We start from the raw sequence: 17,389 nt of genomic DNA, 5'->3' as shown, positions 1-17,389 counted from the left end.
ATTTAAACTTGTAAGCTGGACATTATGCGTCAGCAGAACAAGTGGCTCCGTTCCTGTAGCCACTTGTTCTGCTGACGAAGAGGCCTTTAAATGGCCTCGTTCTGGGGGACTTAATATCTGTGTGAGGCTGCCGGCGCAGAGAATTAAAATTGCTATATCGCTTATTTTCCTTCACCAAGGTTACCCTGCCCTGAAGTGCAGAATTCTTTTAGATAAAAATAAGCCAGCAATATTTTCGCTTCATCCTCAATGCCATTAACGTCCACATTTATTCTTTTTTGTAAAAGCTTACATGTGTTTTCAAAATCCTCCCCGCGATGACAGGATAGCATCCGTACTGAACTTATTAACTGCTCTTTTTTTTCCGACGGACTATAACCACTGCTTAAAATAACTTTCGTTATGTTCGCATGACTCATCTTCACTTTCCTCATTGCAGAGTAAAAGAAAGGGATAGCATCCTTTTAAACTGCATTCAACTTCGTTTATTGAAAAGCAATAAACAGAGAGTTCATGTCTGGCGTATCAGTACACTGCTTATGAGAAATACACACAATGGAGTTCCTATGACAGAGATAAACGCATCGGCATCCGGTCAGTTCACGCTGGGTGATATCACGATAAATCGACTGGGCTATGGCGCAATGCGCATTGTCGGGGACGGCATCTGGGGAGCGCCGGCAGATAAAAAATCCTGCCTTGAAACACTGCGCCGCTTACCGGAAATAGGGGTTAACTTCATCGATACGGCTGACAGCTACGGTCCTGATATCAGTGAAGAACTCATCCGGGAAGCGCTACATCCTTACGACAACCTGTTGATTGCCACCAAGGGCGGATTTACCCGTCACGGTCCGAATGTCTGGAAACCGGTTGGCCGGCCTGAGTATCTTCGCCAGACCGTTCTGATGAGCCTCCGCAAACTCGGAGTTGAACAGATTGGCCTTTGGCAGCTGCATCGTGTTGACCCTCTTGTTCCCGCTGATGAACAGTTTGGTGTTATAGCAGAAATGCAGAAGGAGGGGCTGATCAGGCACGCCGGCCTGAGTGAAGTCAGTATTGAACAGATTCAGTGTGCACAACGCCACTTCCCGGTAGTGTCAGTTCAGAACATGTTTAATCTCGTTACCCGCACACATGAAGACGTGCTCGATTATTGTACGGAAAACAATATCGGATTTATTCCATGGTTCCCGTTGGGAGCAGGGGATCTCGCCAAGTCAGGGTCGTTACTCGACACGCTCTCCAGAGAGAAGGGTTACAGTCCGAGCCAGATCGCCCTTGCGTGGGTCCTGAAACGAAGCCCGGTCCTGCTGCCTATTCCGGGCACAAGCAAAATCCGCCATCTCGAAGAGAACGTGGCGGCGGCCAGTGTTCACCTTACGGACGAAGAGTTTCGCCTGCTGGACCAGCTGGGACGCGAGGCGCCAGAAACGCCAGGACCAGGGGCCTGATGAGGCCGGGTCATCCGGGGGAAACGACGCCCGGATGGTACATCCCTGCACAGCCGGTTAAAGGCTGTGCTAATAAGGAGGAACGAATATGTACACGCTGTATTACTGGCCAGGCTATTGCTCGCTGGCGGCGCACATAGTACTGAACTGGACGGGAGCGGATTATGTTCTTGTAAAAACAGATGAAAAAACCCGCCGTTCGCAGAGTTTTCTGATGATGAACCCATCCGGTACCGTTCCGGTGCTGAAAGCAGACTTTCCCGGAAAAAAATGGACGCTGAGTCAGAACATTGCCATTCTGTTCTGCCTGGCACAGGAGTTTCCGGAGGCCGGACTGCTGGGAGACCCTTCTTCACGGGGAGAGATCAGCGTCCTGCGCTGGCTGGGCTACATTAATTCCGATGTGCATAAGACGTTCACTCCGCTGCTCCACCCTGAACGGATACCCGGGACCGCCGACGTGAAAGCGGAGGTGAAAAGCAAAGCGCTGCAGACGCTCGTTCATCATCTCGGCATACTGAACGATGCGATGGGTAAAAACCGCTGGCTTGTGAATAACAGGCGCTCCGTGGCTGACCCTTATCTTCTGGTCATTCTGCGCTGGTCTAAAATGCTCGACGTAAAACTGACAGATTATCCTTCGCTGGACCGCTTTTATAAGCACATGGGCAGGGATGATAGCGTGACTGCGGCGCTCAGGCAGGAATCAACTGAGCTGTAATCGCGTCAAACTCCCCCGCATGGCACTTCCGGTTTATCGGGAGGCGCCATGTTCTCACTTTAAAAAGCATATTCAGTCCTGTCGCTGCATAATGTGTAGACGCCGGTGAGACGTGTTCAGGATAAATATCGGGGTCCTTCAGCGCGCAAGAAATCCTGAACGCCCTCACTGCTGATAAAAAACCGCCCTTATCCGGAGCCGACGCCGTCCTCCCGGCGCGGGTACCGGCACAGACCGGCGAATGAATCGGACCCGGCTGACACCCTCTTCACAAGCGCCCCCTTTGCGCATGTTCATTTAAGCAAACCCGGTAAAAGGCATGAGTTTTTAAACGATCCGCACTGACTGGCATTATTCTCTGCCGGGTAAGCATCCTGACAGTAGAGGGGTAAATGTCCTCAGCGCTTTTCTGTTTTTACAGGCGGTTCTTTTTGCTCACAGCCGATCCTGTCCGCAGCCAGGCAGTAATGTAGTGCATCCTCCACAAACGTACCCGGCACGGAGTGTCCCGCCTGATGGAAACGGAAAATAAGGTTGTTGTTATTCACCTCTAGCTCACGCGCCATGCGCTGCGTCATGCAGTAGGGTAAGACTCTGTCATTATCTGCATGACTGATAAAGATATTTTTCCCCGTAACGTTTCCCAGATAAAATCCCGGTGACCAGGCAACGATGTGGGTAACCTCAGCACAGCGCCCTCCCAGGCTGAGCGCATAGGATGCGCCATCGGAAAAGCCTGCCATCACAATATGTTTGTCATCTATCGTGTACCGATTCTTCAGCCACGCCAGCTGCCGGACAACAGCGTCTGCATCCTCACCCCATCCGCCGCGCAGCAGATCCCATGAATCCGCACCGGAGCGGGGAGCAAAAAGAATGAACCGGAACGTCTCCGACAGGTTATGCAGCTGAGCCAGTGCACCTCCATCTTCGCCGCCCGCTCCGTGGAAGAAGATAACTAAGGGAGCTGGCGCGCTGCTTTTGAGTGAAGGAAGCGATAAGGATGCTGAATAATCCGACAGCGTCAGCGTGTATCGCTTAACGGCGGTCGTGTCGGGTTCATGCATGGACGGGAACAGATTGCTGCTGATTTCATCAGATTCATTCATTATGATTCTCTGAAGACAATGAAAAAAGCCAGGATGTTATTCCCGGCTTTTTCTGAGGGTATCGGAGCTGACTGACCGGCAGACACTACACGTCCTTCCCTGGAAGACACAGCGCCGGTTCAGTCACGCAGACATCAGCTGGTTTTTTTTACCAGGCCCATCTGCAGAAGTGCGTCAATAGCACCTTCCTGACCCACTTCGGATTTCACCTTACCGTTTTCAATTTCGATAATGGTGGTGCCGGTGAAACGAATGACCTTACCGGAATTGGCCGGCAGAGGTCCACCGAATGGCGACTCAGTGAAGGCTTTACCGGTATGCGTACCGCCGCCGTCCCAGGTGGCAACCACTTTATTACCTTCTTCGATCAGCTCACCGGTTGCCCAGAAGTTCAGATCCTGGAAAGATTCACGGAAGTCAGTCAGCATGGCGATGACCGCTTCCGGACCGCGGAATTCACCGTGCATTGGATAGTGGAAGAAAATATCATCCGCCGCCAGTTCGCGAATAACTTCCGGGTTATAGTTTGCACCCCAGACTGAATCAAACCATTTGGCGACCAGTTCTTTATTTTTACTCATAATCCCTACTCCTGTTATCTTTAGTCATGCGGCTGTCGTTCACCGCGAGGTTAAAGATACCGACTTCGTCTTTATGAAAACCTCTGTTTCTTGCTAACTGAATATATTTTTCGTGAGTTTATGGCAAAGGAAAAAAATAAAAAAAATCAGGTTTTACTTTCCTGAAAATGACGCGACGATAACTGGCGGTTATTCAGGACGGGTCTGCGACGCTTTCCATTCCCGATATTTTTCTTTCATGCAGGTTCCGCAGGGACGATAGCCGGCGGCGATCGCCGTCATTTCATCCGCAAAGAAAACGCGGTGTTTGACATAGTGGCCCTTTGCCAGCGCTCTGAGCGCAGCCGGACAGTCCATGCGCCCGTAAATCTTATTCCTGCGATGGCCACCAAGCCGCCCCGGAGTTCGGCTTTCATAAGGTTTACCGTCGCTCCCCAGCAGGGTCCATGATGTTTTCATCGTCACTCCAGTTGTTATCAAGTATGGACAGGGCGTACCGGCACACCGCGCGCCAGTGCGGATCACCCGTAAAGTCAAAGGATGACAGGCAGGCTTTCAGATTGTCGTCACTGACCGTAATGCCCTTCAGATGACAGCGAATGACCATTTCGCCCAGCATGGCGGCAACATCGCTGACGAACGCTCTTTCATGACCGGATGTCATATTCATTCCTCAGTGCGTCCTGACTCGCCTGAACGTCAGGTTAAAGCGAACGCATTCTGTCGACGGCCAGGGTGGGATCCCGCCCTTCAGCGGCAGAACGCCGTGGTAGTTAAGGCGGGAGGGGCCTCCCCAGACCATCACATCGCCCTGTGTGAGAATATATCGGGCGCATGCCTGTTCCCGGCTCAGCCCGCCGAACAGGAAGACGGCCGGCAGTCCCAGCGACACGGAAACGATGGGTTGAGACATATCGCGTTCGTTTTTGTCCTGATGCAGGGTCAGCCTTGCGCCCGGGGAATATCGGTTGATCAGACAGGCGTCGGGGCTGAACGACGGATATCCCGCCGCCGCGGCTGCCATTTCTGCCAGCTGACGGAACTCGCCGGGCATGGATGGCCAGCTCCGCCCTGTGTCAGGATCGGTTGCCGTATACCGGTACCCGAATTCGTCGCTCATCCAGCCCAGATCTCCGCAGCTGGTCATACTGACTGACATAACGTGTCCGCCAGGGGTGCGGAGCTGTCTGAATGGTGCCATGCTGGCTATAGTGCTTATGCTTCCAAGCAGCCGTGCTGTGTCGTCACCGGCGAATCCCCGCAGAATAGTGGCGCCCGGCGCGACCTTTTCTTCCCACTGTCGCACCATGCTGTCATCATCTGAAAAGAGATCCTCTATCATAAGGGGATCACTGAGCGTCGTGGAAAATCACGCCCAGCGTATGGCGCTGGCCGCTGCGTATTTTGCTGACGCCGTGTCGCATATTGACGCGATAAATGCCTTTAGTGCCCTGTACCGGTCGGTGATGAACGGCGAAAATTACCGCATCTCCCTTACCAAGGCGCACCACTTCGGGCCGCGTCTGCATCCGCGGACGCTGCTCGGTCATGACAAATTCACCGCCGGTAAAATCAACGTCCGGTTCAGAAAGCAGAAAGGCCACCTGCAGCGGGAAAACCAGATCGCCGTATAGATCCTGATGAAGGCAATTGTAATCCCCCTGCGCATACTGTAACAGTAACGGCGTCGGTCGGGTCTGACCTGCGGCGTGACACTTTTCAAGATAAGCCTGATGAGTTGGCGGATAATGTACATCAATATTCATCAGGGTGTTCCACCGGTTGGCAATGTCTGCCAGTCCCGGATACAGCTCTGTGCGCAGCGTCGTAACAGGGTCCGGTAGCGGATAGCTGAAATATTTGTATTCCCCTTTTCCGAATCCGTGCCTTGCGAGATGGATATGCGTACGGAAGCGATCGCCGTCCGGGTACAGTGCGGCGAGGCCGTCACAGAGTTCCGGAGTGAGCAGCTGCGGCAGACGAGCACACCCAAACGCAGAAAGCTCTTCGCTGACGGAGTCCCAGTTAATTTTGCCTAGCCGATCCTGCAGCAACGTTGTTGCCGGCCCTTGTGCTGTATTACTCATGATACTTTTGCCTCTTTATTCAGAAGGGCACGCTTACGCTCCACGCCCCAGCGGTATCCCGACAGGGCACCGTCATTTTTCACGACGCGGTGGCAGGGGATCGCCACCGCCAGCATGTTAGCCGCGCAGGCGCCGGCTACGGCCCGGACAGCTCTGGGTGATCCTATCCGCAGCGCAATATCGGAATAACTGACCGTTGCGCCAACGGGAATATCGCGCAGAGCCTGCCAGACGCGCTGCTGAAATGCCGTTCCCCGGATATCCAGCGGTAAATCCAGTCCGAGTTCCGGTGCCTCAACGAATCCTACGACCCGCGCAACGAGTTTCTCAAAATCAGCATCTCCTCCCACCAGATCGGCCTGCGGGAATTTATCCTGCAGATCCTTCAGCAGGGCGTCCGGGTCCTCGCCAAGCAGAATGGCGCAGATCCCCTTGTCGCTCTGCGCCACCAGAATGTCACCCAGTGAACAGATGCCCAGTGCAAAATAGATGGTTGTGCCCTTCCCCCCCGCCCGCCACGTTTTGGGCGTCATTCCCAGCATTGCCGATGAATTTTCATAAAAGCGGCTGTTCGAGTTAAAACCGGCATCGAATATGGCGTCCGTCACGCTGACATTGTCGTTCAGGGCCTCGCGCAGTCGCTGATTACGGTGTGCGCTGGCATACGCTTTTGGCGTCAGTCCGGTTATTGACTTAAACAGCCGGTGGAAATGAAACGTACTCATGCCCACGTGAACGGCGATATCGGCCAGCGCTGCCTCTCCCTCGCACGCTTCAATATACCGGCAGGCTTCCGCAATCCTGGCAGAGTGATCGGTTTCCAGTTCCGGTTGTCCCCGACGCAGGCGTTTACTCGGGCGGTACCCCTGTGCCTCCGCGGCTTCCGGCGTGTCGAAGAATTCAATGTTTTCGCGTTTCGGCAGGCGCGCCGCGCCGGAAGGCTGGCAGTAAACGCCGGTCGTGCGTACGCCATACACAAAATGACCGTTAGCGTCTTTATTACGCTCAACAATAGCCTGCCAGCGCGCATCATCCGTTGCCCACTGTGATACTTTGTTCATATGTATACCTGTTATCCGAGACCCGGTCATAGCCACCGGCTGACCGGATCTGCCCCGCATCAGGCCGCTGAATGCTTCACAAAAAAGTCACGCAGGGCCTGGTTAAACGCGGCGGGTTGTTCCTCCGGGAAAAGCATTCGCTCACCCGGCAGTTCAATACACTCCCGCGTACCCGGCAGCGTCTTCGCAAGCCAGCTGGCCCACTGTGCGGGGAAGAAGGGATCATCGGTTCCCCACACAATCAGAGCCGGTGCGGCAACCTGCTGCAGTGCTTTTTCGATGCGAACGGTCTGCTGATTGTCAAACGCCAGTACAAATCGTTTGAGATTTTCTACCGTGTTTTCGCTCCGAAGCAGTGGCCCGATATAGGCCTGTACCGTTTCGTCAGACACGTTCTCAGGCCGGGCATAGGCAAGCCCGAAACCGGTCTCTGCGCGGTAGTTATCAGGATGTTCAACCATGCCGCGAAGCGTGTCTCTGAGCCCTCCGGCTTTAACCATGTCGAGAAAACCGGAGAACGACTGCGGTGGCCAGTTGTCATGGACGTCACCGTTGGTCAGTACAAGACTTCGGACGCGGGACGGATAACGCACGGCGAATATCTGTGCTATCCCGACACCACTGTCGCTGGCAACCAGATCGACGGCGTCAATATCAAGGCTGTCGAGAAAAGCATCCAGCATGTCAGCCTGTGCTTCAAAAGAGACGTTCTGCGAAACTGGCGTTTCCGTATGTCCATGGGCCATCAGGTCCACCGCAATACAGCGCCGGATATCACTGAGAGCCGCCAGCTGATGACGCCACAGATAACCATTAACCATCAGCCCGTGAACGAAAAGGGCCACGGGGCCGTTCCCCTGTTCGGCATAGCTGATGGTACCTTCTGGGACCGTTACCGTACGGCGGAGTGCATCAAATTCTGTATGCGTCATAATTCACCTCTGTTATCAGGCTGGCCTGACGGCCGGCGATGTCATTACTGTCAGGCTGCTATTGTGGTGAAATGCTCACCGCAGGACACTCCGTCTTTTGCTTTTTAATTTTTTCAGGCCAGCCGGGTTACGCCATAAGGACCGAAAATATAAATACGTCCGTCGGTAAAGTGCAGTTGCGGGCAGTTGCCATGACAGACCCATTCAGCCAGTCCCGCGTCAGTGTACGTCTTCATTGCGTCCATTGCGGTCTGCCGCTCCTGGCCGAGAGGAGCCGTCATCTGATATACAGCCGGCCTGTCAGGGCTGGCTGCGCACCCGGCGTGGCGGGCTCCATTAGTATTGCTCATTATGCTTCCTGTTGTTCCTGACCCGCGCCTCAGTGTGCGCGGCGAAATGTCAGGTTGATACGTTGACTCCCCATCCGTTCGTGGTGACCTTTTTTAAGCGTCCGGATGCCGTGGTAGAACATCCGCGAAGGCCCCCCCCATACCACTACGTCCCCATGCTCAAGAAGATAGGGAGTAACGGGAGCGCTGCGTGTTCGCCCGCCGAAATCGAACGTGGCAGGCAGCCCCAGCGAAAACGAGACGATGGGATGAGTAAAGTTCTTTTCGTCTTTGTCCTGATGCAAAGACAATCTGGCACCCGGTATATAACGGTTGATCAGACACGCATCGGAACAGAAGTCGTGATAGCCCGCGACAGCGGCGGCCTGCCGGGCCAGCTGGCTGTAAAGGGCGGGCATTTCAGGCCAGGCATGCCCCGTCTCAGGATCGGTCTCAGAATAACGGTATCCCCGTTCATCGGTTACCCAGCCGCGCGGCCCGCAGTTGGTCATGGCTACTGACATGCGATACCCGCCAGGCGTGACCATGTGCCTGAATGCGGACAGGTCAGTAATACGTTCAAGATTGCGCAGGAGTTCCTGCTCATGTTTAAGCAGGAATCCTTTGAGAATCACTGCGCCTTCGCTCATCTGGATGAGCTCGTTACCGGAAGAAGATAGCTGTGTCATAGAGGTCTCAGGTCTGGGCGTCATGAAATATGATCCCGGCCGTATGGCGGGTTCCCCTGTGAAGCCGGCTTACGCCATGTCGCATAGCCACTCTGGCATAGCCCCTTGCGCTTTTTACCGGTCGCTGATTGACAGCAAAAACAACGGCATCTCCCTGCCTCAGGGGCACAACCTCAGCCCGGGACGCCATCTGGCTGCGCTGTTCGGTAAGCATAAATTCGCCGCCTTCAAAATCCCGCCCGGGTTCGGAAAGCAGGATCACGACCTGCAGCGGGAAAACGTGTTCACCATAAAGATCCTGATGCAGACAACAATGATCTCCGTTGTGATATTCAAGCAGCAGCGGGGTCGCCTTCTGCTGTCCGGCATCCCGGCATCGAGACAAAAACTCGGCGTGATCGCGCGGGTAGCGTATTGTCAGACCGAGTTTTTCCTGCCACGTATTAGCGATGTCGGCGAGGCCCGGATAAAGTTGCGTACGCAGCGTTTGCGTCAGGTCCGGCAGCGGATAACGAAAATACTGATACTCGCCCCGTCCGAATCCGTGCCGGGCCATAACCACGCGTTTGCGAAAGCGGTCGCCTTCGCTGTAAAGGGCGGCCATGGCTGAGCATTCTTCACGAGTCAGGATGCCGGGGAAAACAGCGCTCCCCTGGGCATCCAGTTCCCGTCTGATAAATGTCCAGTCCACAGCTTCACAGCGTGACGGCACATCACCTGCCGCAGATAACGGAAATGCCGGATTCATAGCACGATCTCCGAACTGAGCAACTGACGTTTACGTCCGATACCCCAGCGGTATCCAGAAAGCGAACCATCTTTACGGATAACCCTGTGACAGGGGATTGCTACGGCGATAACGTTCGCAGCACAGGCGCCGGCCACGGCCCGCACTGCGCCCTTATCACCCAGTTCTCCCGCTATCTGCTGGTATGTCCGTGTTTCACCCGCCGGAACAGCCCTCAGCGCCTTCCAGACGCGCTGCTGAAAGGGAGTACCGCGCACATCCAGTTTGAAACGCCGGGAGGAATCCGGGTGACTGATGTATGCCGCCACGTCCTGCGACAGGCTGCTCAGCGCGTGATTCTCTTCTGTCAGCTGCGCCCGGGGAAAAGTCTGCTTCAGCTCAGACAGCAGTGATTCCGTTTCGTCAGCCATAAAAATGGCGCACACGCCTTTCTCACTGGTGGCCACAAGGAAATAGCCCAGTACAGACTGTGCGATGGCATAGCGAATTTTTTCGATTGAAGTGTTCATATTCACTGTCTCCATATTAAGGGAACACAGTATGGCCTCTGCGCCTTCAGCGAACTCTCCGGCTCTTGCTTTCTGATTTTTTATATCTGCCGTTTTCGTTTTATGAGCTTCCGGCAGTTCTTTTTCGTTCAGATAAAACAAAAAATCACTCACGGTCGGTGCAGTCCGCGTCGCATATACGATGGTGCTGAATGCTGCTGAAGAATAGAAAGCAAATAACGGGATGAAAAACTATGGGGTGCGGGTAAGCTGCGGCACTTTTAGTAAAATGAGATATAACGATGTCTGAAATCTGTGAAGCTTCTTACGAACGGGCCTCTCTCTGGCTGTCAAAGCAACCCGAATGGGCATCCCTTATTACACGCGTTGGTCCATGTGGTCATCAGGCTAAGCCGGAAAGAGAGCCCTATGAAGCTCTGATACGCGCTATAGCCTACCAGCAACTGACTGCCAGAGCGGGCGATGCCATTCTCGCCAGGCTGCGCGCGGCGTTTATGACTGAGGCTTCCGCATTTCCTTCACCAGCTCAGCTTGAGAATGCCAGCCCGGAACTCCTGCGTCAGTGCGGTTTTTCTACCCGAAAAGTCGCGACTCTCCAGGCTATAGCGCAGGGGGCGCGGACCGGTCTCGTTCCGGGAAGAAAAGAAGCGGTCATGCTCAGTGATGAGGAGCTTGTCGCCCGGCTGACATCGCTGAAAGGGATCGGGCGATGGACGGTCGAAATGCTGCTTATCTATACGCTTGAGCGCATGGATATCATGCCGCTTGATGACTTCGGTATCGCAGAGGGGCTGCATTTTCTTTATGCGCCTGAAGGTGTGTTGTCCAGGAGGGAACTCCGGATACTCAGTGAAAAATGCGCGCCTTACCGGACTGTGGCGTCCTGGTATCTTTGGCGTATACCGCAGCTGCCTGGCTATCGCGAATTCAAAGCCTCCAGACCAGGACGTTAAGCAATAAACCTGCGCAGAAGGCTGCTCGCGATCTGCATTCACTTCACTTCACTTATATAACCTGGAGGGATTTCCCCGCCTGATTTTTTGTCTGAATTTTACTGGCTGGTAATCGCTGATTAATATTCCATTGAGATGATCTGTCTCATGCATTATCGCTCTGGCCAGCCAGCCATCAGCTTCACCCTCAATATGATTGCCATAAACATCACGGGCACACCAGGTTATGCTGACCGGCCTTGAGACCGGACACCACACAGCATTCATCGAAAGGCAACCTTCGTTTTCGGTAGAACGCTGACGACTGACGGACTTAAGGACGGGATTAATTAAAACCATCGCACCGGAACGTTTCCCTTCAGCCATGATGGCAATCACCCTGAGCGATACCCCCAGCTGAGGAGCAGACAGGCCAATGCCGTCATGATGATACATAGTATCTTTAAGGTCATCTGTCAGAAGAACGAGCTGTTCATCGAAAATTTCAACCGGCTTAGCCCGCTTGCGTAATACAGGATCCGGAAACTGTCGGATATTTTTTACGGCCATTTTTGTTCTTTCCTCACGACGTACAGTTGAATGTAAAGATGGCAGGGAGGGTCAGTTATGGATATCGGCTTCTTGCTTTTTATATAAAAAAACAAAAAGCAAGAAGCCGAGTGAGTTTTATTAATGAATAGAGAAAATAAGATTACAACAGCAAAGGAGATACGAAATGCCTGTGAAAATACAATATTCTTCTGGTGACAGTTCACTCGGCGAGTTTTTTTTCGCCGTGTCAGAATCAGGTCTGGTCATGCTTGAGCCAGGCGTTTCCATAAACAACGGATTAGCCCGCCTGCAGATAAAATATCCGGAAGGCTGTTTTACACGCAGCGATGCAGAGCTCAGAGAAGTCGCACAAGCACTGGCGGACGTCATGGATATGCCCGGCGCAACGTTCTCTTACCCGCTGGCACCTTCCGGCAGCGAATTTGAGATGAAAGTCTGGGCACTGCTGAGAGAGATCCCGGCAGGGAGGCGGATAAGTTACGGTGAACTGGCAAAGCAGATGGGGCAACCACGTGAAGCACAAAAGATCGCCCAGGCATGCGCAGCGAATACAATTGCCGTTCTTATTCCCTGCCATCGGGTCGTAAAAAAAGACGGTTCTCTCTCGGGTTTCCGCTGGGGATACTGGCGTAAAAAGTTGCTGCTTGAAAGAGAGTGTTCTACGTCAGCAATGTCCGCTGATTTGAACGAGCCACTGCGTCCTCTGGGAGAAGCACAATGATAACCGGAAATAACGTATTGCCTGTTCAGGAGGTTGTATCCGCAGTGGACGGCACGCTGTGTCTGAATGACGGCGCCACTGATTGTCGGGCGGCATGGTTTGTTGCGGCAGTGAGTCGTTTAGCGTCTGATGAACGAAAACGGCTTCGGCTGCCTGAGGAACTGAACGCTGACCAGGTGTATGCGCAACAGTCCGATAGTTTTGACCGTCAGGTAAGAAATGTCATTACCTTGTTTGATCTGACCTGTTTCTTTGATTTTAACCGCCCGGGTCAGCAGCATCAGACGATTGCCCCGGCTGCGTTCGACTACGAGGCGGGATTGGTCAAGCCAGAAGAGATGAAAAAATGGCGCGCCGGATACAGAAAACGGTCGCAGATTCAGCAAATCATGATAGCCACACTTATCTGGCTGTATCAGGGGAAAATAAAGGATACAACATGGTTGCGCCGGGTACCCTGCACGTGGTCACTGGGAGATGTTCTGAAAACGCTTCATGATAAAAGAATGTTATCTGTATGGATGAATTTAATCAAATCTTATAACGGATGGTAACGGAGCAGTTATATTAAATAATGTTCAGGAATACACCCACTTCCAATAAAAAGCATGAATAAATGTTTGTTATTGATATTTTAAGTTATTTTTAAATAATTAGAGCATTGCATCAATCAATTCACTATGTGATTGGCTAATTATCATGTTTTTATTAGTTATCTGTAACGATGATAACAAACCAAACCAGAATATGTTGAAAAACGCAATGAGCAATATTTCTCCGGCCAGATTATTATGACGTGCCTGATTTTGGCTGTGAGTTCGACCGATGGATGCACCATACTTATTAAGCCACTATGCGGGTGATTCATAGTCTCGCCTTCTTCCCGGCCTTTCATATCGCTTCCTGACTACACTGTTAAGTCTTTTCTGGCTGTAAACCGATAAGTCAGGGCCTGCTTCCTGTAATTTAATTTAGAGTGAAATCAGAAATTTTCAGCATCTGCCACACAGCAATCCTAGTTCAGCTTTAAATCCCCCGCCTGAGCTTTTGAGGCGGGCGAGCAGTGCGCAGCCTGCCCCTGAATGCCGCGTGAGCGGCATGGAGGCGCCAGAAATCGTTAAGGACGGCTCTTATGCCATCGGGCGCCGTGAGCCCGGCAGAGCCGGTTACAGGCTTAAATATGGCGAAAGCCGAACCCCTCCCTGTCAGACGCCGTTTAAGCAGCGGCCTTTCAGGCGCGCATTAGCCTGATGGTCGTAGACGAAAGATAGAAACCGCAGGCCTCAGTCTTAAAGCAGCTCCATTTTCTAGTTACATCATCCATCTATAAAGCGACTCTGTTCCGGCCCTTCGGGCCGGGGCGGCGGCGCTTTTCAGGTGGGTTTCGCTCGATGCTCAGTCTGCGCCGGTGTGTATGGCCGCTGGCTACCTTCGGTAATGGAGGGGTTTCTGCAACTGCGGAGCTATGCCCGCCGCTTCTGGCGGGAGCTACCTCTGACGCGAAGCGGCTGAACCGAACCGGCGCGGACGCAGTCCGCTGCAAGGGCGGTCGTTATTCACCTGTCCACAGGACGGGTGGCGAATAGGTTTTATTTTTAAAGGTAAGTAATACCAGTTCTTTAAAAGAATAAAGATCGGTTGTTTAAAAGGAACAGCGCGGTTTGGAAAAATGCCGGACAGCGGTTAACCGACTATCCGGTCAGGAGTTAAGAAATCAGGCCTCTCGCGGTTAATGTGGATAACTTTAAAACGAGTTCGCCGGTGCAAAATCTGTGCGCCGGATCTCATTCGGGTGGACGGAGTAAGAGGCTGATGTGGATGAATTTTATGCGAATGGCTTGCTGCGGACGTGCGAAGGCCTCCGGCGCAAACCGGATAGCTGAAAACGGGGCGGAGTGAGGGGGATAACGGCCGTTCTGGCCGGATTGCGGGCAGGGGAACGCCGGCGCGGCTGCGCCAGTGAGTTGCGTGAGGCCTCTGCGGATGTCAGGTCGTGACCAGCAGATCGTCGTCCAGTCGGGCGTAGCGGCCGCGTGAAAGCTTCATGCGCTCGGTGACGCGGCGCTCGATTTCGGCTTTCACCGCGTCCAGACCGCCGAAGAAGCGCTCGTGGCGGATCTCTTTCTGAAGCTGCAGGCGGACCAGCTGCTCGATGTCCTTACGGGTGCGCGGCGCGTCTTTGCGCGCGCGGTGGCGCTTCATGCCGTGCTCGCGGCGGGACTTCTGGTACTCGCGGAAGCGCTCGCGCACGAACGCCCAGGCGGCGTTGATGAGCTCGCCGGCGTCGGCGCGCGGCAGGCCCTTCTTCTCGCGCTGGCGGTTTTCCCACTCGATGCGGCTGCGGCGCGCGGCCGCGACGGCTTCTTCCGACACGTCGAGCACCTGCCACATCAGCGGCGCGAAGGTGATGTCCGTAGGAATATTACAGCCGATGTCTTTGTCGTATTCGGTGGTGTAGGTGAGGAGCTTCAGCTGCGCCAGGAACTGCACGGCGCCGGTGAAACGGGTGATCGAGAGGCGCTTTTTCTCCGTGGCCAGACCGCAGCGGATGCTCATGGTCGTGAGCGAGGCCCCCACGCGGTTGGCCAGCGGGTTGTAATAGTGGCAGAGCGCCTGCAGCGCGGCTTCCAGCGCGCGGATGCGGAGTTCAGGCGGACGGCGCTTGCGTGCTCCGTGGGCGATTTCCATGGCCACCAGTGCCTGGAACTCGATGCGCTGCGTAAAGCCCAACGCTTTTTCACGGATTTTTTCGCAGAACGGCAGGGTTTTTTTGCCTTTTTCCGGGATAAATTCCGGATTCGGGTTTTTTACCTGACGATAAAATGATGATTTATCAGTTACCTGCTTATTCAAACCTTCCTGCGCTTATGTTGCACAGAAGGAGCAGGCACCGAAGGTATTGCAGTTTTTCGGGCATGAAACTATACTCCCCGCATAGAGCAACAGCTTCTATGCAGAATAAGTGGGCCCCGTTAGTCTTCTACCTAGTCGCCAAACTGAGGAAGATTATCGGGGTTTCGTTTTTTCTGGCCTTAACTAATCAGTCAGTACCAGTCCTCTGCCACCTTTCGGCGTGGCCCGCCAGAATTCTTTACGGTTTGCAATCTATCACTTCAACTGACATACGACAAGAAAGTAATACCATTACCTATTCATCGGTATCATTAAATGCTTGTTGCAAAAGACGCTCAATGTACTCAGCCTGAGTCACGCCTTCCTTTTCACACTCAATCAAAAGCCTGTCTTTAATCGGATTTCGCACGAAGATCTTGAGCTCTTTATGCGTCAGCTTTTTTCTGGCCACCGCTGCCTGCTGCTTCTCAGACGCGCTTAAAGGATTACCTTTACGGTAAGGGCGTTTAGATCCTGATGAGGAAGTGACTGCGTTAACTGACTGCGACATCTCTGCCTCCTCCACTAAATTCAAAGAGAATTTGGCTGAGAATACTACAGATCTCTTAAATCAGCGACTTAACTTTATTCAGAGGTGTGAGATGCGTTGGCGCGCATCTCAGGAAAGGGGTATAGCAAGTCTTGTGTCTGATATCAGTAGGTCGAATGCCAGTCTGTCCCGCCGTCCCATCGTGACTGCCAGTGCGACTGATAGGTCTGGGCCAGCGACGGTACGCCGCGCACAAACACCGCGTTTTCCGAGTTGGACTCTGCCGCGCTGCGCGAGTAGTTGAATGAGCCCAGCTCCACGTTCTCCCCGTCCGTGATGATCACTTTGTCATGCATGATTTTGTACTGGTCGTTGGTGCGCAGCGGTATGCCGGCATTCACTACGACATTCATCGCCGCCTGGCTGGCTTTGCTGCGGTTGCCCTTTTCGTCCACCACGACCCTGACGTCTACGCCGCGGCGCTTTGCCGCGACCAGCGATTTAACGACCTCGGGTGAGGTAAAGCTGTAGCCCATCAGCCGTATACTCTCGTGCGCATCATCCAGCGTGCGGAGGACCAGCTGCTGCGCGCTGCCCTCGGGAGAAAAACCGACGTCAATGGAAGGGGCGGCGGCGGACACGGACGTGGCAAAACTCAGCGCGATCGCCACAGCGATTGCGCCTGATATGCATTTCATAGCGGATTCCTTAGCAAAAAATAAAAAAAAGAGGGGCCTGAAAAGGCCCCTGAAGGGTTCTGCACATATAACACAAATGGATTCTTCACTATTTCATTGCCAGGGGCTGTGGAGCAGCCTTACCCATTGTATCGGCAGAACATTCGGAAGCTTTAACCGCTGAGGTGCTCAGCGGTTTCATGTGCCGGCAGGCTGGCCAGAAGTGAAAGGTGATCCTTCAGTCTGTCAGCCATGCGTCAAAGCTCAGGTGTGTCGGCTTCTCTGACGTTTCTTTTATCAGCACGTCACCGTACCCGCCGCTGACCGATACGGCATAGCTGGCGACGTGTCTTGCCAGTCTCATCGACGGAAGTATGGCCACCTGCCTGCCGGTGCTCAGCTCAAGAACACCGAAATGATGCTCACCTGAAGCCCCCACCTGGACATACACCCCCGCGCCGACGGCATTGCTGCGATGGGGCACGGGCTGGTACTCGATCCCTTCCAACACGATATTCTCTGCGGCGTTCTCATTCTCCTGCGCCATCTGCCAGGCGCCGGACTCATAATCCACGGCCCAGATCCATTCCGCCCCGTCGAGTTGCAGGGCCAGCTGTTCAACGCGAGCGGCCAGCATTGCGCAGCGCATCTGCAGTGCCGGACGGACGCTGTAGCCCGCCCGGACAAATTCGATGCCGGTAAAGGCAATTTCGGTGCGCTCGCTTTCCGTCAGATGGCCACGCACTCTGCTGGCCGCCGCCATGACCATCAGGCGCCCTTCCATCCCGGCAAGCGCATGAAGGTGCCGCCAGCCCCGGATGCACACGAAATTCTCTTCTGAGGCCCGTCGTTCGCCGGACCTGATTTCAGTCATCATGTCTGTG

At 53.8% G+C, this 17,389-nt stretch carries 23 protein-coding genes and 2 pseudogenes; 5 read left to right on the top strand and 20 right to left on the bottom strand.

Features of this window, described 5'->3' with window-relative positions; translation table 11 throughout:
• Nucleotides 1–161: 161 nt before the first annotated feature.
• On the bottom strand, nt 162–419 hold the full coding sequence (locus tag QMZ65_RS23215; protein WP_283216817.1) for a hypothetical protein: 258 nt from the start codon (nt 417–419) through the stop codon (nt 162–164).
• A 147-nt stretch (nt 420–566) separates the two neighbouring features.
• Here QMZ65_RS23215 and QMZ65_RS23210 point away from each other — a divergent pair, with 147 nt between their 5' ends.
• The gene (locus tag QMZ65_RS23210) at nt 567–1,454 is read left to right on the top strand and encodes an aldo/keto reductase (protein ID WP_283216816.1); all 888 of its coding nucleotides are present in this window, start codon (nt 567–569) and stop codon (nt 1,452–1,454) included.
• A gap of 88 nt (nt 1,455–1,542) precedes the next feature.
• Nucleotides 1,543–2,175, top strand: coding sequence for a glutathione S-transferase family protein (locus tag QMZ65_RS23205; protein WP_283003300.1), 633 nt, complete (start codon nt 1,543–1,545; stop codon nt 2,173–2,175).
• A 398-nt stretch (nt 2,176–2,573) separates the two neighbouring features.
• Here QMZ65_RS23205 and QMZ65_RS23200 read toward each other — a convergent pair whose 3' ends face one another.
• From QMZ65_RS23200 to QMZ65_RS25415, 13 genes and pseudogenes are all read right to left on the bottom strand, one after another.
• Entirely contained in the window at nt 2,574–3,284 is a 711-nt protein-coding gene (locus QMZ65_RS23200) for an alpha/beta hydrolase (RefSeq protein WP_283003299.1), read from the bottom strand.
• A gap of 134 nt (nt 3,285–3,418) precedes the next feature.
• Complete coding sequence (locus QMZ65_RS23195) at nt 3,419–3,865, bottom strand: ester cyclase (RefSeq protein ID WP_283003298.1); 447 nt, start codon at nt 3,863–3,865, stop codon at nt 3,419–3,421.
• Nucleotides 3,866–4,054: 189 nt separating this feature from the next.
• Nucleotides 4,055–4,324, bottom strand: coding sequence for an Ada metal-binding domain-containing protein (locus QMZ65_RS23190; protein WP_282981190.1), 270 nt, complete (start codon nt 4,322–4,324; stop codon nt 4,055–4,057).
• Nucleotides 4,287–4,535 (bottom strand): hypothetical protein, encoded by a 249-nt coding sequence (locus tag QMZ65_RS23185; protein ID WP_282981189.1) that lies wholly within the window; start codon nt 4,533–4,535, stop codon nt 4,287–4,289. Before QMZ65_RS23185 ends, QMZ65_RS23190 begins: the two co-directional genes overlap by 38 nt.
• A 3-nt stretch (nt 4,536–4,538) precedes the next feature.
• Nucleotides 4,539–5,207: a DNA oxidative demethylase AlkB gene (gene alkB / locus QMZ65_RS23180; RefSeq protein ID WP_283003297.1), complete on the bottom strand. Its 669-nt coding sequence runs from the start codon at nt 5,205–5,207 to the stop codon at nt 4,539–4,541.
• Between the two features lie 7 nt (nt 5,208–5,214).
• Nucleotides 5,215–5,952 carry a 2OG-Fe(II) oxygenase gene (locus QMZ65_RS23175; RefSeq protein WP_282981187.1) on the bottom strand — a complete coding sequence of 246 codons (738 nt, stop codon included), beginning with the start codon at nt 5,950–5,952 and terminating at the stop codon, nt 5,215–5,217.
• The gene (gene ada / locus QMZ65_RS23170) at nt 5,949–7,013 is read right to left on the bottom strand and encodes a bifunctional DNA-binding transcriptional regulator/O6-methylguanine-DNA methyltransferase Ada (RefSeq protein ID WP_282981186.1); all 1,065 of its coding nucleotides are present in this window, start codon (nt 7,011–7,013) and stop codon (nt 5,949–5,951) included. The genes QMZ65_RS23175 and ada overlap by 4 nt, the downstream gene beginning before the upstream one ends.
• A gap of 59 nt (nt 7,014–7,072) precedes the next feature.
• A complete protein-coding gene (locus QMZ65_RS23165) occupies nt 7,073–7,945 on the bottom strand; it encodes an alpha/beta fold hydrolase (RefSeq protein ID WP_283216815.1) in 873 nt (290 codons plus the stop codon).
• A gap of 113 nt (nt 7,946–8,058) precedes the next feature.
• Nucleotides 8,059–8,190, bottom strand: a complete 132-nt coding sequence (locus QMZ65_RS23160; RefSeq protein ID WP_283216814.1) for a hypothetical protein — start codon at nt 8,188–8,190, stop codon at nt 8,059–8,061.
• A 134-nt stretch (nt 8,191–8,324) separates the two neighbouring features.
• The gene (alkB, locus tag QMZ65_RS23155) at nt 8,325–8,963 is read right to left on the bottom strand and encodes a DNA oxidative demethylase AlkB (RefSeq protein ID WP_283216813.1); all 639 of its coding nucleotides are present in this window, start codon (nt 8,961–8,963) and stop codon (nt 8,325–8,327) included.
• Nucleotides 8,964–8,970: 7 nt separating this feature from the next.
• The gene (locus tag QMZ65_RS23150; protein ID WP_282981183.1) at nt 8,971–9,711 is read right to left on the bottom strand and encodes a 2OG-Fe(II) oxygenase; all 741 of its coding nucleotides are present in this window, start codon (nt 9,709–9,711) and stop codon (nt 8,971–8,973) included.
• Nucleotides 9,708–9,974, bottom strand: a pseudogene (locus QMZ65_RS25420) (methylated-DNA--[protein]-cysteine S-methyltransferase); the annotation flags it as partial. The gene QMZ65_RS23150 and the pseudogene QMZ65_RS25420, both read right to left, overlap by 4 nt.
• Before the next feature lie 6 nt (nt 9,975–9,980).
• Nucleotides 9,981–10,220: pseudogene (locus QMZ65_RS25415) on the bottom strand (hypothetical protein); the annotation flags it as partial.
• Between the two features lie 281 nt (nt 10,221–10,501).
• Here QMZ65_RS25415 and QMZ65_RS23140 point away from each other — a divergent pair.
• Nucleotides 10,502–11,173 carry a DNA-3-methyladenine glycosylase family protein gene (locus QMZ65_RS23140; protein ID WP_283003295.1) on the top strand — a complete coding sequence of 224 codons (672 nt, stop codon included), beginning with the start codon at nt 10,502–10,504 and terminating at the stop codon, nt 11,171–11,173.
• A 48-nt stretch (nt 11,174–11,221) separates the two neighbouring features.
• On the opposite strand, the gene def is transcribed toward QMZ65_RS23140, so the two are convergent.
• Nucleotides 11,222–11,722, bottom strand: a complete 501-nt coding sequence (gene def, locus QMZ65_RS23135) for a peptide deformylase (protein ID WP_283216812.1) — start codon at nt 11,720–11,722, stop codon at nt 11,222–11,224.
• Nucleotides 11,723–11,888: 166 nt separating this feature from the next.
• Here def and QMZ65_RS23130 point away from each other — a divergent pair, with 166 nt between their 5' ends.
• A complete protein-coding gene (locus tag QMZ65_RS23130; protein ID WP_283216811.1) occupies nt 11,889–12,446 on the top strand; it encodes a methylated-DNA--[protein]-cysteine S-methyltransferase in 558 nt (185 codons plus the stop codon).
• Nucleotides 12,443–13,000 (top strand): hypothetical protein, encoded by a 558-nt coding sequence (locus QMZ65_RS23125; RefSeq protein ID WP_283216810.1) that lies wholly within the window; start codon nt 12,443–12,445, stop codon nt 12,998–13,000. Before QMZ65_RS23130 ends, QMZ65_RS23125 begins: the two co-directional genes overlap by 4 nt.
• A 1,432-nt stretch (nt 13,001–14,432) precedes the next feature.
• On the opposite strand, the gene repA is transcribed toward QMZ65_RS23125, so the two are convergent.
• The 5 genes from repA to QMZ65_RS23105 form a co-directional block, all read right to left on the bottom strand.
• Nucleotides 14,433–15,299, bottom strand: coding sequence for a plasmid replication initiator RepA (gene repA / locus QMZ65_RS23120; RefSeq protein ID WP_283216808.1), 867 nt, complete (start codon nt 15,297–15,299; stop codon nt 14,433–14,435).
• Nucleotides 15,292–15,363, bottom strand: coding sequence for a RepA leader peptide Tap (gene tap / locus QMZ65_RS25410; protein WP_071825190.1), 72 nt, complete (start codon nt 15,361–15,363; stop codon nt 15,292–15,294). The genes repA and tap overlap by 8 nt, the downstream gene beginning before the upstream one ends.
• A gap of 231 nt (nt 15,364–15,594) precedes the next feature.
• The gene (locus tag QMZ65_RS23115; RefSeq protein WP_283216807.1) at nt 15,595–15,849 is read right to left on the bottom strand and encodes a replication regulatory protein RepA; all 255 of its coding nucleotides are present in this window, start codon (nt 15,847–15,849) and stop codon (nt 15,595–15,597) included.
• A 143-nt stretch (nt 15,850–15,992) separates the two neighbouring features.
• Entirely contained in the window at nt 15,993–16,526 is a 534-nt protein-coding gene (locus QMZ65_RS23110) for a phospholipase D family nuclease (RefSeq protein ID WP_283216806.1), read from the bottom strand.
• A 217-nt stretch (nt 16,527–16,743) separates the two neighbouring features.
• Nucleotides 16,744–17,382 carry a hypothetical protein gene (locus QMZ65_RS23105; protein ID WP_283216805.1) on the bottom strand — a complete coding sequence of 213 codons (639 nt, stop codon included), beginning with the start codon at nt 17,380–17,382 and terminating at the stop codon, nt 16,744–16,746.
• Nucleotides 17,383–17,389 lie beyond the last annotated feature (7 nt).

Origin of the sequence: Pantoea sp. EABMAA-21, assembly GCF_030053335.1 — a bacterium.
GTDB lineage: Bacteria > Pseudomonadota > Gammaproteobacteria > Enterobacterales > Enterobacteriaceae > Pantoea > Pantoea communis.
Note: the sequence above shows the minus strand (reverse complement) of the source record. Positions and strands in the feature narration are given on the sequence as shown.